Source organism: Acidovorax benzenivorans, from assembly GCF_028680575.1.
Classification (GTDB): domain Bacteria; phylum Pseudomonadota; class Gammaproteobacteria; order Burkholderiales; family Burkholderiaceae_C; genus Acidovorax; species Acidovorax benzenivorans.
In genome coordinates this window covers 54,360-69,233 of sequence record NZ_JAPCKI010000019.1, presented here as the reverse complement: position 1 = coordinate 69,233, position 14,874 = coordinate 54,360, and the positions used below count along the sequence as shown (strand labels likewise).

Below are 14,874 nucleotides of genomic sequence, written 5' to 3'. Positions count from 1 at the left end.
TCAGTTTGCCGCAAGCCCGTTATGAATAATTATGAATTCAAAACCTGCTGTCCTGGCAGGGCGAGAGAGATGCCGAGGAGACAACCCAAATGACCGCATACGCCGATTTCTACCGCCAGTCCATCGACCACCGCGACGCCTTCTGGAGCCAGCAGGCCCAGCTGATCGACTGGAAGACGCCTCCCCAGCAGGTGTGCGACTACAGCAACCCGCCGTTTGCCAAATGGTTTGTGGGCGGCACCACCAACCTGTGCCACAACGCGGTAGACCGGCACCTGGCCACGCGCGCCAGCCAGGCGGCGCTGGTGGCGATCTCCACCGAAACCGATACCGAGCGCAGCTACAGTTTTGCCGAGCTGCACGCCGAGGTACAGCGCATGGCAGCGGTGCTGTTGGCGCTGGGCGTGAAGAAGGGCGACCGCGTGCTCATCTACATGCCCATGATTGCCGAGGCCGCGTTTGCCATGCTGGCCTGTGTGCGCATTGGCGCGCTGCATTCGGTGGTGTTTGGCGGGTTTGCCTCGGGCTCGCTGGCCTCGCGCATCGAAGACGCCGAACCCGTGGCCGTGGTCAGCGCCGACGCGGGCTCGCGCGGCGGCAAGGTGGTGCCCTACAAGCCTCTGCTGGACGAGGCCATTGCGCTGTCCCAACACAAGCCCGCCGCCGTGTTGATGGTGAACCGGGGCCTGGCCCCCATGCCCCTGCAGGCAGGCCGCGACCACGAATGGGCTCCCCTGCGCGAGCAGCACCTGAACACCGTGGTGCCCTGCGAATGGGTGGAGTCTACCCACCCCAGCTACACCCTGTACACCAGCGGCACCACGGGCAAGCCCAAGGGTGTGCAGCGCGACACGGGCGGCTACACCGTGGCGCTGGCCGCCAGCATGAAGCACATTTTTGACGCCAAGGCGGGGGATGTGTACTTTGCGACCAGCGACATCGGCTGGGTGGTGGGGCACAGCTACATCGTCTACGGGCCGCTGATTGCCGGCATGACCACCATCATGTACGAAGGCCTGCCTACCCGGCCCGACGCGGGTGTGTGGTGGAGCATTGTGGAAAAGTACAAGGTCACGCACATGTTCTCGGCCCCCACGGCGGTGCGGGTGCTCAAGAAACAAGACCCGGCCTACCTGGCCAAATACAACGTCAAAAGCCTCAAGGCCCTGTGGCTGGCGGGCGAGCCGCTGGACGAACCCACGGCCCAGTGGATCAGCGACGCGCTGGCCGTACCCATCATCGACAACTACTGGCAGACCGAAACCGGTTGGCCTATCCTGACCCTGGCCAACGGCGTGGAGCCGCAAACCACACGTTTTGGCAGCCCCGGCAAGGCCATGTACGGCTACGGCGTGAAGCTGATCGATGAGGCCACCGGTGAAGAACTGACCGGCCCCAACCAGAAGGGCGTGGTCGCCATCGAAGGCCCGCTGCCCCCCGGCTGCATGCAGACGGTGTGGCGCGACGACGCGCGTTTTGTGAACACCTACTGGAAGAGTATCCCCGGCCGCCTGATCTACAGCACGTTTGACTGGGGCATCCGCGACGCTGACGGCTACCACTTCATCCTGGGCCGCACCGACGATGTGATCAACGTGGCCGGTCACCGCCTGGGCACGCGCGAGATTGAGGAAAGTATTGCCTCCCACCCCAATATCGCCGAAGTGGCCGTGGTGGGTGTGGCCGACAGCCTGAAGGGCCAGGTGGCCATGGCCTTTGCCGTGGCGCGCGATGCTTCGGGCCTGACGGACGATGCTGCGCGCCTGAAGCTCGAAGGCGAGGTGATGAAACAGGTGGACCACCAGTTGGGCGCCGTGGCCCGCCCGTCGCGCGTGTACTTCGTCACCGTGCTGCCCAAGACCCGCAGCGGCAAACTGCTGCGCCGCGCACTGCAAGCCGTGGCCGAGCGGCGCGATCCAGGCGACCTGACAACGATGGAAGACCCGGCGGCGCTGCAGCAGGTGAAGGACCTGGTGGGTTGAGTCAGCGGGGGCTGCGGCCCGCACGCGGCGCGGGCTCTTGCGCTGCCGCCTCACAGCCCCCTAGATCGTGAGACTGCCCCAGCGGGAGCGATAGAAGCTGGCCCATGGCGTCAGAAAAAGACGGCAGCAGCACGCCGTGGGTCCTGCGGGCGCTGCTTCCAATGTTTCCAAACGAGGCCTGTTCAGCGCCATGAACGGCCTTGATTCTGGGTGCGTAAGTGCCCAGGAGCTGGCGAACCAGCGCCGTGCGCTCCAGCACCTGCGATTCGCGCTGCGGCACTGTGCCGCGAACCAGCACCACCAGATTGCACAGAAGGGCCTGGACCATCCAACCCGCATGGCTCGCATCGGCTGCGATGACACCGATGAGTTCGGCCGTGTCGTGGTCGCCATGGCCCTGCGCCATCACAAAAATGAATTCGACGGGTCCACGGGACAAACGCCCCTCGGGTGCTGGCGGATGCGCCAGCTGTTTGAGGATGTGGGGTGGGACGTACTCAGAAAACAGATCCGCCATTTGTTCCTTCCGTCTTGGCATTCTTGCGATCCGGGAGATCCGCACTTCTTTGCCACCTACACGGGCCGGTTCCGTTGCCACCCCGCAGGCGGCCGCCATGTGGGCGTCCAGTCGATGAAGTCATCCAGCGACATAGGCCGGGCTATGCAGTAGCCCTGCGCCTGCAGGCAGCCCAGTTGCAGCAACATCTGCCCTTGTTCGACGGTTTCCACCCCTTCGGCGATCACGCGGTAACCGAAAGAGCGCGCCAGGCCGATCACGCCCTGCACGATGGCCAAGTCGCCGGGATCGCCCATCATGCCGTGCACAAAACTCTGGTCGATCTTGAGCGTGTCCATGGGCAGGCGGCGCAGGTAGGTCAGCGACGAATAACCTGTGCCGAAGTCGTCCAGCGCCACGGTCACGCCCATGGTGCGCAAGGCGTTCAGGGTGTCGGCCACGGCGCTCAAGTCGTACAGGGCGGCGCTTTCGGTGATCTCGATCTCGACCAGGTGCGCAGGCACCCGGGGGTGGCGCTTCAGGCACTGGGCCACCCAGTCGGCAAAACCGGGTTGTTGCAGGTGCTGGGCAGCAATGTTGATGCTCAGCGGCATGGGCATGCCCCGGTCCTGCAACTGCTCCAGCACCGTGAGCGCGGCCTCGGCCACCCATTCGCCAAAGCCGATCTCCAGCTCGGTGCCTTCCAGCAGCGGCAAGAACTCACTGGGCGGCACCAGGCCCCGCTCGGGGTGCCGCCAGCGCGAGAGCACTTCGGCGCCCACCACGGTACCGCTGCGCATGTCCACCTTGGGCTGCAGGTACAGCGTGAACTGAGACTGGGCCAGGGCCTCGCGCAGGTAGTGCCCCTGGGCGCGCAGCAGTTGCATGGCGCGCTCCTGGGCGGCGTCGAACTGGTGGAAGCGGTTGCGTCCAGCCTGCTTGGCGGCGTACATGGCCTGGTCGGCATGGCGCAGCAGGGTGTCGGCGTCGGCGTCGTCCTGCGGAAAGATGGTGTAGCCAATGCTGGCGGTGACGACCACGCGTTCCATGTCGAGCATGTAGGGGGCCGAGACGCTTTCCATCACGCGTTCCAGCGCGCGTTCGCAGTCGTTCACTGAGCTCAGGCCGGGCATGAGGATCACGAACTCGTCGCCCCCCAGGCGTGCCACGGTGTCCAGCGGCTGCAGCGCGCGGGTGAGTCGCGCGGCCACCACGACCAGCAGGCGGTCACCCGCGCCGTGGCCCAGGCGGTCATTGACGGGCTTGAAGCCGTCCAGGTCGAGATAGGCCACACCCAGCTGTTTGCCGGTGTCGCGGGCCTGGGCCATGCATTCCTGCAGCTTGCGCGCCAGCAGTACCCGGTTGGGCAGGCCGGTGAGTGCGTCGTACAGCGCCAGACGCTGCAGCATCACCTCCTGCTCGCGCTGTGGGGTCACGTCAATGGCCACGCCCAGCATGCGTGCCGGGTGGCCTTGCTCATCAAAGCCCACGATCTTGCCCAGGTTGCGCACCCAGCGCACAGGCTCGGAGGGCTGGTTCAGCCGCCAGGTAGCGTCGAACGGGGTGCCCAGGTGGGAGGTATGGCGCGCTAGCTCGGTGGTGATGCGGTCGATATCGTCGGGCGCGACGGCGGTCGTCCATTGCACGGCGGCCGAGGTGTCGCCCGTCGTCGGCAGTCCTCGCATGGCACGCCAGCGGCGGTCGCCCGTCACCAGGCCCGTCTGCAGGTCCCAGTCCCACAGGCCCAGCGATGCGGCGGAGATGGTGAGCGAAAGCAGTGCCTCGCGCTCGCGTACCTGCACCTCGTTGCGCTTGCGGTCGGTGATGTCGTGCACCGAGAACAGCCAGCAGGGCTCGCCATCGAACTCGGTGGCGCGCATCGATTGCAGCACGGTGCGCCGGGGGCCGTTGCGCACGTTCAGGGTCACTTCGTAGTCGCTGAGCTGCCCGGCGAGGCGGACCTGGTCCATGAGCCGCTGGCGGTCTTCGGCCATGAAGATGCCCAACTCCACGGCGGTGCGGCCAATGGCCTCTTCGCGGGGGATGCCCAGCATCTCTACCCAGGCGGGGTTGATGTCCACATAGCGGCCGTCGCTGCGGTGCGACAGGCCCATGGGGTAGGGCATGAGCTGGAAGATGCGCGAGAAGCGCTCTTCGGACTGGCGCAGGCGCTGCTCGGCGCGCTTGGCCTCGTCAATGTCCTGCATCACGCCGCGCACCCTGACCACACGGCCGTTCTCGATCACAGGCTCACCGCGCGCGCGCACCCACAGCAAGTGGCCATCGGCGTGATAGACCTCCATCTCCATGCTCCATTCGGTGCGCGAACGGATGCTCTGGCGGAATTTTTCGCGCAGCGGCTCGCGGTACTGTGGAGCAACGTGGCGGTTGATGTAGTCGCTGGGCGGGGGCTGGTTGGGAGGCAGGCCGTGAATGTCAAAACACATGTCCGACCAGTACACCAGGCCCCGGCCACGCTCGTCTTCCCATGCGCCCAGCCGGGCCAGTCGGCCGGCTTGCTGCAGCTGGTTATAGAGCGCCCGAAGTTCGTCGCTGGTGCGTTGGGCTTCGGTCATGTCGTGGAAAACGAAAACAAAGCAGTTTTCGCCATTGACAAGCACAGAGCGTGCCGACATCAGGCCCGGAACGCGCACACCCTTGCTTTGCGCCATCAGGGGCAGCCGGTCCACCTTGCCGTCGCGCTGGTAGGTTTCCACCAGCCGCTTGCGCTCCTGTTCATTGGCCCAGATGTGCAGCTCGGATGAGGTGCGGCCCAGCACATCTTCTCGCGCATACCCCAGCAGCTCGCAGAACGCCGGGTTCACGTCAATGTAGCGCCCGTCGGCAATGCGGGTGATGCCCGCCGGGTCGGGCAGCGTTTGGTAGAAGGTGGTGTATTTGGTCTCGGCCGACTGCAGGGCCTCTTCGACCTCGCGGTGGGCGGTGATGTCCAGGTCCATGCCGATCAGGCTGGCCGGGTGGCCCTGGGCATCGCGACGCGCGACGGTGCCGCGCGACAGCAGCCAGCGCCACTGGCCCTGGGTATCCATCACGCGGAATTCGGCCTCGTAGTTTTCCTCCAGCCCGTCCATGGAGCGTGCCAGTTTGGCCGCATTGCGCTCGGCGTCTTGTGGGTGGCGCCGGGCGTACCAGCGTTGCCACAGGTCGGGGGACTGTGCGTCTGCGTTGGTGATGCCGTAGGCCTCGTAAAAGCGGCCTTCGCAGGTAAAACGGCGCGTGGCCACATCCCATTCCCAGCGGCCACCGCCAAGAGCATCCAGCGCAAGGCGTAACTGGCGCTCCTGCTCGCCCAGCGTCTGCTGGATCTCGCTGCGCGCCAATTCAGCGCGGGCTCTGCTGGCAATCACCAGCCAGCCTATGCCGAGCATCATCACCCCGGCGCCGTGGTGCCAGTGCAGGTTGCTGGCGCTTTCTGCCCCAGTGCTGGCGGCCCACATGGCCAGCGAGACTGCCAGCGGCAGCGTGATGGTCAGGCCGGCCAGCGGGGCCCATTCGGCCCAACGCCAGCGTGCGCCGAGCTTGCGCCAACCCCAGCCCGCCGCGAGCGCGCTGCCCAACACGGCGATGGCGGGCCAGGCGACCGAAGTGTCCGTCCATAGCGCCGCTTGCAAGGTCAGCAGGGCGGTGATGGCCGCAGCGGGCACACCAAAAAACAGCGCCATGAAGGCCGTGGCGGTGGGGTAGGCCACGATGTTCAGCTCCGGCGCGTTCCAGCGCAGGGCCTGGAAGGCGGCAATGGAGACAATGCCCCCGGCCACGCCCAGCAGAATCAGGGTGCGTCGGGACGGGTGCAGAGACTCCTGCGGCGAGAGCCAGACCGGCACGAGCAGCAGCAGCATGACTGCGGTGCCTGCCAGCAGCGTGTTGTTACCCATGGCGTTTTCCTTGGTTGGCCTGGGCTGGACGGGGGGCTGCGGCGGCTTTGCGGTCTGGCGGTACGGGGGCGTGGGCCGGAATCGGGAGCGAGGTCATGTCTCGACCTGCGCCGCATGTGGTCAGAAGGCATGCACCCGATAAAAAAACCATGTGTCAAGTTTAGGCCCGTTCTGGCGGCGCGGCGGCGGCGCGCCCCGTCCTGATAAGCCCGGTTGACAACATCGTGCCGCACACGATGACCAGTGCGCAGCCCATCATCCAGGGGGTGATGGTCTCGCCAAGAAACAGCGTTCCATACAGAACGGCGAACACCGGGGTGATGAAGGTGACGGCCAGCGCGCGGCTGGGGCCCGCGTGTTCGATGAGGCGAAAGTACAGGATGTAGGCAATGCCGGTGCACAGCACGGCAATCGCCACGATGGCCCCCCAGGCGCGCGGGCCCGGCATCTGGGCCGGCCACAGCCACAGCGTGGGCAGGGCCAGGCCGAGCGCGGCACCCAGCTGGCTGCCTGCAGCCGTGGCCAGTGGCGGCAGGCCCGTGAGGTGGCGCCGCGCGAAACTGGCTGACACGCCATAGAACGCCGACGCCAGCAGGCACGCTGCAATGGCCCAGTGGGCGTGGTCGGTCTTGAACCCGGTGCCTGCGGGCGCGCGCCAGGCCAGCAGGGCCACGCCCACAAAACCCAGCGCCAGGCCCACCCAGCGCAGGCGGTTGATGCGGTCGCCCAGCCACACCCAGGCCACCAGCGCACCAAACAGAGGCACTGTGGCGTTGAGGATTGAGGTCAGGCCCGTGGCAATGTGCAGCACCGCCCAGGAGAACAGCGAAAACGGAATCGCCGAGTTGATGACGCCCGCAAACAGGATGGGCCGCCAGTGCTGGCGCAGCGCGGGCCAGTGGCCCTGGCGCAGCATGATGGGCCACAGGAACACGGTGGCCAACGCCACCCGCAGCCCGGCGGTGGGCAAGGGGCCAAAGTCGGACGCCCCCAGGCGCATGAACAGGAACGACGCGCCCCAAAGTGCTGCCAGCAGGATGAATTCGCCGATCCAGGTGGAGACGGGCCGGGTGGCGGGGCTGTTCATGCGGTGGCTTTCATGGGGTGGGCTGCGGTGGCAAAAAGGGGTGCATTCTCCAGCGTCAGCAAATCCCTCTTGCGGTCGAGGCCGCCTGCATAGCCGGTCAGACTGCCGTCGGCACCCAGCACACGGTGGCAAGGCACCACCACGCTCAGTGGGTTGCGACCCACGGCGGCGCCCACGGCCCGCACGGCGCTGGGGTTGCCCAGCTGGCGGCCCAGCGTGCCATAGCTGGTGGTCTGGCCCCGGCCAATCTGCAGCAGCGCACGCCACACCGATTGCTGAAAGGCCGTGCCGCCCGACAGGTCCAGAGGCAGGTCGAAATGTTGGCGTTGCCCGCCCAGGTACTGCTGCAGCTGGTGCGCTGCCTCTTGCAGCACAGGGTGGTTGCACGGCCCCGAGGCCCAGGCACCGGGGCCGTACAGCAAGGCGGTGGGCTCGTGGCGTTGGCCTTCAAACCAGACGCCCGACAGGCCGGCGGGTGAGGCGGCCAGGCGCACCGGCCCCAGCGGGGTGTCGGCCCGTGCCTGCACGGTGAGGGGGTGAAACTGCATGCTGGGAGGTCTCCAGAGATGGGGATGTCGGTTTTGAATGAAATCAGCACCAAGCGCAGGTACTGATTTCCTAGGTTGCTATTGTTTTGGTAGTGGATGCATCTCGGAAGACCGGGTGGGCGCCACGCCACTACTACCGGTGCCACCGGTGGCCCAGGCGCGCAGCACCGCATAGCTGCGCCAGGGGCGCCAGGCTTGCGAGGCCTCTTGCGCCGCGCGTGCCGGGTTTTTGTGCTGCTGCACCCCCAGAGCCTTGTGCAGCGCCACGTCTCCGGCCGGGAAGGCGTCGGGCCAGCGCAGCACCCGCATGGCGATGTACTGCGCCGTCCAGTCGCCAATGCCGGGCAGGGCGCACAGGGCGGCGGTGGTGCTGGGCACGTCGGCGCCTGCATGCAGGGCCAGGGCGCCGCTGTCCACCGCGCGGGCCAGCGCCACAATGGCCGCCTGCCGCTGGCGCACGATGCCCAACTGCCCCAGCGTGTCGCCATCGGCGCGGGCCAGGGTGGCGGCGGTGGGGAACAGCCGGTGCAGCTCGGGCCAGGGCGTGGCGATGGGCTCGCCCAGTCGCTCCACCAGCCGCTGGCCCAGCGTGCGGGCGGCTGCCACGGTGATCTGCTGGCCCAGCACGGCGCGCACGGCCAGCTCAAAACCGTCAAACGCCCCGGGCACACGCAGGCCGTCACCCTCCGGGAAATGCGGGTGCAGCACGGTGTTGATGGCCGTGGGGTCGGCGTCCAGGTCCAGCATGGCGCGCACGCGCCGGATGACGAGCGGCAGCACGGGGTACAGGCTGTCACTGGTCTGCAGCAGCACCTGGTGGCGCGCCAGGTCAAAACGGGCACTCAGCCAGCCGGTGGTCTCTTGCGGCAGGCCGGTGCAAGCGCTGGGCAGCCGCACGGTGCGACGCAGGCCGGGGCCGTCCGCGCCATGCATGACGCACTCCACACCGTGGAACTGCCGCTTTTCAAAAAAGGCCAGCAGCGCAGCCACATCCAGCGGCGGGCGCCAAGCCAGGCGCACGGCGCTGGTGCGCCCCTTGCCCGCTGCGGCGCTGCCTGCACCGTTGCGCCGCAGCTGCGTGGGGTTGAGGCCATAGTGCCCCACAAAGGCGGCATTGAAGCGCCGCACACTGGCAAACCCACTCGCCAGTGCCACCTGTGTCACGGGCATGGTGGTGTCGGTGAGCAGTTGTTTGGCCGTGAGCAGCCGCCGCGTCTGCAGGTATTGCAGCGGCGATACACCCAGGGCCGCCTCAAAAATGCGGCGCAGGTGCCGGTCGCTCACGCCCAGGCGCTCGGCCAACCGGGCCACGGTGGCGCTGCCTTCGCCAGGCGCGGCCGGTGTGGGCCAGAGGTCGGGCGCATCGAGCAGGCGCACGGCCTGCTGCACCAGAATGCCGCTGGCGTCCTGCACCGACCACACCATCGCCTGGGGGGCCAGCTCGGGGCGGCAGCGCAGGCAGGGGCGAAACCCCGCGCTTTCGGCCTGTGCCGCCAGCGCAAAAAAGCGGCAGTTCTCGCGCCGGGGCGCGCGCACGGCACAAACGGGGCGGCAGTAGATGCCGGTGGAGGTCACCCCGGTAAAAAAATGCCCGTCAAACCGCGCATCGCGCGCCTGCAGCGCCAGGTAGCGGCCTTCGTCGGACGCCGCATCGGCAGTGGTGGGCGAGGGTGGTGCGGTCAGGGTCATGGGCCAGATCATAGGAGTCTGACTCTGTGCCACTGGCCGTTTTCGGACCTGTGCCTTTGGCAAGGGCAGGGCGCACGCCTGAGGCATCGACTGGCAAACACCCCAAGGGCGCCGCCTACAATGCAGCGGACTTTTCAACCCCATCGTGAAAGGCCCCCCTGCGTGCAACCGACCCCCGCCATCTTCAAAGCCTATGACATCCGCGGCATCGTGCCGTCCACCCTGAACGAAGACGTGGCCCTGGGTTTGGGCCGGGCCTTTGGCACGGCAGCACGCGCCGAAGGGCAGACCACCGTGGCGGTGGGGCGTGATGGCCGCCTGTCGGGCCCCGCCATGTCGGCGGCGCTGATCCGGGGGCTGGTGGAGGCGGGCATCGAGGTGATCGATGTGGGCCTGGTCACCACGCCCCTTTTGTACTTTGCAGCCAGCACGCTGTGCACCAGTGGTATCCAGGTCACCGGCAGCCACAACCCCAAGGACTACAACGGCTTCAAGATGGTGCTGAACGGCCGCGCCATCTATGGCGATGAGATCCAGGCCCTGCGACGCACCATGGAGCAGGAAAGCTGGCAACTGCTGTCCGGCGGTTCGGTGCGCCATGTGGATGTGCTGCCTGCGTACCGCGAACGCATCGTGGGCGACGTGAAGCTGGCCCGACCGATCAAGATTGTGGTGGACTGCGGCAACGGCATTGCCGGGGCCTCGGCCCCTGCCATCTTCCGTGCGCTGGGCTGCGAGGTGATTGAGCTGTTCTCGGAGGTGGATGGCAACTTTCCCAACCACCACCCCGACCCGAGCAAGCCCGAGAACCTGCGCGATCTGATCGATGCCCTGAAGGCCAGCGATGCCGAACTGGGCCTGGCGTTTGACGGCGACGGCGACCGTCTGGGCATCGTGACCAAGGACGGCACCAACATCTTTCCTGATCGCCAGATGATGTTGTTTGCCCAGGACGTGCTGTCGCGCGTGCCCGGTGGCGAGATCATTTTCGACGTGAAATGCACCCAGCGCCTGGCGCCCGCCATTGCGGCGGCCGGTGGCGTGCCGGTGATGTTCAAGACCGGCCACTCGCTCATCAAGGCCCGCATGAAGGAGACCAACTCTCCGCTGGGCGGCGAGATGAGCGGCCACATCTTCTTCAAGGAGCGCTGGTACGGTTTTGACGACGGCACCTATGCAGGCTGCCGCCTGCTGGAGATTCTGAGCCGCAGCAGCGACCCGAGCGCCGTGCTGAACGCGCTGCCCACCAGCTTTTCCACCCCCGAGCTGAACGTGGCCTGCACCGAGGGCGAGCCGCACCGCCTGACGGCGCAGCTGCAGGCCCTGGCCGCAGACACCTTTGCCGCGCCTGCCGCCATCAGCAGTATCGACGGCCTGCGCGTGGACTGGCCGGACGGCTTTGGCCTCATCCGCGCCAGCAATACCACGCCGGTGCTGGTGCTGCGTTTTGAAGGCCATACCCCCGAGGCTCTGGCCCGCATTGAGGCCGCCATGCTGGCGCTGCTGCACCGGGTTAAGCCCGACGCCCATGTGGGCGCAGCCAGCCACTGATTGCGGACTGTCTGAACGATGCTCTCGCTCTCCACACCCCTGCGCGTAGCCGCCGCCCAGACGCCGTCGGCGCCTGGCGACATGCAGCGCAATCTGCAAATGCACCTGGCGTGCGCGCGGGCGGCTGCCCACCAGGGCGTGCAACTGCTGCAGTTCCCGGAGCTGTCGCTCATCGGATATGAGCCGACGCTGATGGCCAACCATGTGTTGACAGCCGACCACCCCGCGCTGGCGGCTCTGAGTCAGGCCGCACAAAGCCATGGCATGGCCCTGGTGGTGGGTGCTCCGGCTGAACCCGTGGAGCAGGGCGCACTGCCCGCCATTGGTGCCTGGCTGCTGGGGGCTGATGGCAGCGTGGCGCTGTACCGCAAGCGCCACTTGCACGGCAGTGAAGAAAAATTTGCCAGTGCGGGCACACAGGACGCGCAGGTACAACTGGTGGCGGGCGAGCCCACGGCACTGGCCGTGTGCGCCGACATCACCCACCCCGAGCATGCACAAGCCGCCCGGGGGGCTGGCGCCGCGTTGTATGCAGCCGGTGTGCTGATTTCTGAAAAGGCCTACGCTGCGGAATCGGCGATGTTGGAAGGCTATGCGCGCGACCATGACATGGCGGTGCTTGCGGCCAACTACAGCGGCACGTCAGGCGGCTACGTGAGTGCGGGGCGCAGCGCTTTCTGGGCGCCCGGTGGCCGCTGTGTGGTGGCTGCGCCCGATGGCGCGCCCTGCATCGTCTGGGCGGCGCGCAGCGACAGCGGCTGGGCGGGTGGTGTGCTGAGCCTGCCTGTGCCTGCATGAACGCCGCGCGGGCCCTGTATTCGCTGCTGACCTGGTGTGCGCAGCCGCTGCTGCGCCGCAAGCTGCGCCGCCGTGCGGTGGCCGAGCCTGGGTACGCCTACGCGGTGGGCGAGCGTTTTGGCCGATACCCGGCCCCCATCGACAGCCTCATGCCCCATAGCAGCACTGACCCGCTGGGCCGGTTTGTGTGGGTGCATGCCGTGTCGCTGGGCGAAACCCGGGCAGCCGCCATCTTGCTGGCCCAGTTGCGCGAGCAGTTGCCGGGTGTGCGCCTGTTGCTCACCCACGGTACGGCCACAGGTCGGTCTGAGGGCGAAAAGCTGCTGTTACCCGGCGATGTGCAGGTGTGGCAGCCCTGGGACACACCCGGCGCCGTGGGGCGGTTTTTGCGCAAGTTCCGTCCGGCCATCGGCATCCTGATGGAAACCGAGGTGTGGCCCAACCTGGTGGCGGGCTGCCAGCAACGGGGCATTCCGCTGGTACTGGCCAACGCGCGGCTCAACGAGACATCGCTGCGCAAGGCAAAGCGCCTGTCGCCCCTGGCGCGGCCAGCCTATGGCGGGCTGACGGCCGTCTGGGCCCAAGCGCAGGAGGACGCCACACGGCTGGCAGACATCGGCGCGCCAGTGCGTGGTGTGCTGGGCAACCTCAAGTTCGACGTGGTGCCCGATGCGCAGTTGCTGGAGCGGGGCCGCGAGTGGCGCGCCCGCACGGGCCGCCCGGTGGTCTTGCTGGCCAGCAGCCGCGAGGGCGAAGAGGCCATGTGGCTGGAGCAGATCCAGAAAATATGGTCAAAAGTGCCGCTGGCGCAAATAAATCATGCTGATGATGCTATCAATAGTGAAGCGTCTGACCTGCCGCTGCCCGCCGTGCAATGGCTCATCGTGCCGCGCCATCCGCAGCGGTTTGACGAGGTGCATCAGCTGCTGCAGCGCGCGGGCTTGTCGGTGTCGCGCCGCAGCACCTGGGCGGCAGCACCTGCGGCTGCTGACGTGTGGCTGGGAGACTCGCTCGGTGAGATGGCGCTGTACTACGGCCTGGCCGATGTGGCCTTGCTGGGTGGGAGCTTTGCCCCGCTGGGCGGCCAGAACCTGATCGAGGCCGCCGCCTGCGGTTGCCCCGTGGTGCTGGGCCCCCACACCTTCAACTTTGCCGAGGCGGCCGAACTGGCCTGCAAGGCAGGGGCGGCACAGCGGGTGCCCGATCTGGCGCAAGGGATGGCGCAGGCCACGGCGCTGGCGCAGGATGCCCACGCGCACCAGGAGGCCTGTGAGCGCGCCACCCGGTTTGCCGCCACACACCGGGGTGCCGCGCAGGCCACGGCCCGCGCGATTGTGGCCATGGTGCAGCCCGAGGGGGGCCTGCACTAGGCTTCAGCAATTCATTACACGGGATGCACCCCGGCACGGGGTGCAACGCCAGCGTTACTTGACCAGCAGTGCGTTGACCGCTTCGATATCCTGCTGCGACAGCGTGCCTGCCGCCTGGCGCAGCTTGAGCCCGCCCAGCAGCACGTTGTAGCGGGCCTGGGCCAGGTCGCGCTTGGTTTGGTAGAGCTGGCTTTGGGCGTTGAGCACGTCGATGTTGATGCGCACACCCACCTGGTAACCCAGCTTGTTGGCGTCCAGCGCGCTTTGGCTGGAGGCCTCGGCCGCTTCGAGGGCCTGCACCTGGCCCTGGCCGGACTGCACACCGTAGAACGCGGCGCGCGTGGCCTGGGCCACGTTGCGGCGGGCGGTCTCCAGGTCGGCCTCGGCCTTGGTTTCGAGGGCCAGGGTTTCCTTCACACGGTTTTGCACGGCAAAACCTGCAAACAGGGGCAGGTTCAAGGCCACGCCCACGCTGGCCGCGTTGCTGCGGGCGGTGACGCCGGGCGAGCTAATGGTGCCGTGCAGGTTGCGCGTGACGTTGTAGCCCGCCTGCAAATCCACCGTGGGCAGGTGGCCGGTCTCGGCTTTTTTGGTCTCCAGCCGTGCGATATCCAGTGCAATGGCCGCCTGGCGCACGCCCGGTTGCTGGTCGCGGGCGGTGTCCACCCAGGTCGTGAGGTTGTCGGGCAACACGCTGGGCAGTTGCACGGGCAGGGCCAGTGGCTGCGGCTTGGTGCCGGTGATGCCGACCTGCTGGTCCAGCGCCAGGCGCTTGACGCGCAGGTCGTTCTCGGCGGCAATCTCCTGGGCAATCACCAGGTCGTAGCGGGCCTGCGCCTCGCGCGAATCGGTCACCGTGGTGGTGCCGACCTCGAAGTTGCGCTTGGCAGCAGCCAGTTGTTCAGACACGGCGGCCTTCTGGGCCTGCACAAAGGTGAGGGTGTCTTGCGCTGCCAGCACATCGAAATAGGCCTGGCTCACCCGCACCAGCAGGTCTTGGGTGGCCGCATCAAGCTGCGCCTGGGCCACGTCCACACCGCGTTGGCCTTGTTCCAGGGTGATGCGATTGGCAGGCCGGTACAGCGGTTGGGAGGCGTTGACCCCCACAGTTTGTGCCGTACCCGTGTTCTCGATCTTGGGTTTGCTCAGCTCCACGTTGGAGCGGGTAAGGCCACTGGTGAGCGCGGCTGACGGCAGCAGGCCGGCGCGCGCCTGGTCGGCACGGCGGCCTGCTGCGTCGAGTTGCGCACGCGCCGACTGCCAGGCCGTGTCATAGCTGCGGGCCGATTCGACCAGCTGCAGCAGGCTCTGGGCCTGGGCAGGGGCACACAGTGCTGCGCCCAGCGCCAGGGACAGGATGGACAGGGACAGGGGCCTAAACGATGTCATGGGGGGTCCTTCGGTAGAGTCTGCAAATCGAATCAGGGCGGGCAGCGGCGGGGCAGCAACAGTGCAAT

The 14,874-nt window shown here is 67.3% G+C and carries 10 protein-coding genes; 4 read left to right on the top strand and 6 right to left on the bottom strand.

Translation table 11 applies throughout. The features are described from left to right. Positions 1 to 47 precede the first annotated feature (47 nt). Complete coding sequence (locus OIN59_RS22200) at positions 48 to 1,982, top strand: propionate--CoA ligase (RefSeq protein WP_274114016.1); 1,935 nt, start codon at positions 48 to 50, stop codon at positions 1,980 to 1,982. Position 1,983: 1 nt separating this feature from the next. Here the strand turns inward: OIN59_RS22200 and OIN59_RS22195 are convergent, their stop codons facing one another. The 5 genes from OIN59_RS22195 to OIN59_RS22175 form a co-directional block, all read right to left on the bottom strand. After that, complete coding sequence (locus tag OIN59_RS22195) at positions 1,984 to 2,499, bottom strand: hypothetical protein (protein WP_274113945.1); 516 nt, start codon at positions 2,497 to 2,499, stop codon at positions 1,984 to 1,986. A 56-nt stretch (positions 2,500 to 2,555) separates the two neighbouring features. Continuing rightward, a complete protein-coding gene (locus tag OIN59_RS22190; protein ID WP_274113943.1) occupies positions 2,556 to 6,374 on the bottom strand; it encodes an EAL domain-containing protein in 3,819 nt (1,272 codons plus the stop codon). Between the two features lie 160 nt (positions 6,375 to 6,534). Continuing rightward, positions 6,535 to 7,461, bottom strand: coding sequence for a DMT family transporter (locus OIN59_RS22185; protein WP_274113941.1), 927 nt, complete (start codon positions 7,459 to 7,461; stop codon positions 6,535 to 6,537). Then, positions 7,458 to 8,009 (bottom strand): methylated-DNA--[protein]-cysteine S-methyltransferase, encoded by a 552-nt coding sequence (locus tag OIN59_RS22180; RefSeq protein ID WP_274113939.1) that lies wholly within the window; start codon positions 8,007 to 8,009, stop codon positions 7,458 to 7,460. The genes OIN59_RS22185 and OIN59_RS22180 overlap by 4 nt, the downstream gene beginning before the upstream one ends. A gap of 78 nt (positions 8,010 to 8,087) precedes the next feature. Further along, on the bottom strand, positions 8,088 to 9,698 hold the full coding sequence (locus OIN59_RS22175) for a DNA-3-methyladenine glycosylase 2 family protein (RefSeq protein WP_274113937.1): 1,611 nt from the start codon (positions 9,696 to 9,698) through the stop codon (positions 8,088 to 8,090). Between the two features lie 162 nt (positions 9,699 to 9,860). Here OIN59_RS22175 and OIN59_RS22170 point away from each other — a divergent pair, with 162 nt between their 5' ends. Genes OIN59_RS22170 through OIN59_RS22160 form a run of 3 tightly spaced genes read left to right on the top strand, consistent with a single transcriptional unit; the run spans position 9,861 to position 13,417 of the window. Then, the gene (locus OIN59_RS22170) at positions 9,861 to 11,249 is read left to right on the top strand and encodes a phosphomannomutase/phosphoglucomutase (RefSeq protein ID WP_274113935.1); all 1,389 of its coding nucleotides are present in this window, start codon (positions 9,861 to 9,863) and stop codon (positions 11,247 to 11,249) included. 18 nt (positions 11,250 to 11,267) lie between these two features. Further along, positions 11,268 to 12,047, top strand: coding sequence for a carbon-nitrogen hydrolase family protein (locus OIN59_RS22165; protein WP_274113933.1), 780 nt, complete (start codon positions 11,268 to 11,270; stop codon positions 12,045 to 12,047). Further along, on the top strand, positions 12,044 to 13,417 hold the full coding sequence (locus OIN59_RS22160; protein WP_274113931.1) for a 3-deoxy-D-manno-octulosonic acid transferase: 1,374 nt from the start codon (positions 12,044 to 12,046) through the stop codon (positions 13,415 to 13,417). Before OIN59_RS22165 ends, OIN59_RS22160 begins: the two co-directional genes overlap by 4 nt. A gap of 54 nt (positions 13,418 to 13,471) precedes the next feature. Here OIN59_RS22160 and OIN59_RS22155 read toward each other — a convergent pair whose 3' ends face one another. Beyond that, positions 13,472 to 14,806, bottom strand: coding sequence for a TolC family outer membrane protein (locus OIN59_RS22155; protein WP_274113929.1), 1,335 nt, complete (start codon positions 14,804 to 14,806; stop codon positions 13,472 to 13,474). Positions 14,807 to 14,874 lie beyond the last annotated feature (68 nt).

What these genes read in the sequence shown, in the direction of transcription:
- OIN59_RS22165 (WP_274113933.1), top strand. Translation starts at nt 11,268, where the DNA reads ATGCTCTCGCTCTCCACACCCCTGCGCGTAGCCGCCGCCCAGACGCCG.
- OIN59_RS22180 (WP_274113939.1), bottom strand. Translation starts at nt 8,009, where the DNA reads ATGCAGTTTCACCCCCTCACCGTGCAGGCACGGGCCGACACCCCGCTG.
- OIN59_RS22195 (WP_274113945.1), bottom strand. Translation starts at nt 2,499, where the DNA reads ATGGCGGATCTGTTTTCTGAGTACGTCCCACCCCACATCCTCAAACAG.
- OIN59_RS22155 (WP_274113929.1), bottom strand. Translation starts at nt 14,806, where the DNA reads ATGACATCGTTTAGGCCCCTGTCCCTGTCCATCCTGTCCCTGGCGCTG.
- OIN59_RS22175 (WP_274113937.1), bottom strand. Translation starts at nt 9,698, where the DNA reads ATGACCCTGACCGCACCACCCTCGCCCACCACTGCCGATGCGGCGTCC.
- OIN59_RS22190 (WP_274113943.1), bottom strand. Translation starts at nt 6,374, where the DNA reads ATGGGTAACAACACGCTGCTGGCAGGCACCGCAGTCATGCTGCTGCTG.
- OIN59_RS22185 (WP_274113941.1), bottom strand. Translation starts at nt 7,461, where the DNA reads ATGAACAGCCCCGCCACCCGGCCCGTCTCCACCTGGATCGGCGAATTC.
- OIN59_RS22160 (WP_274113931.1), top strand. Translation starts at nt 12,044, where the DNA reads ATGAACGCCGCGCGGGCCCTGTATTCGCTGCTGACCTGGTGTGCGCAG.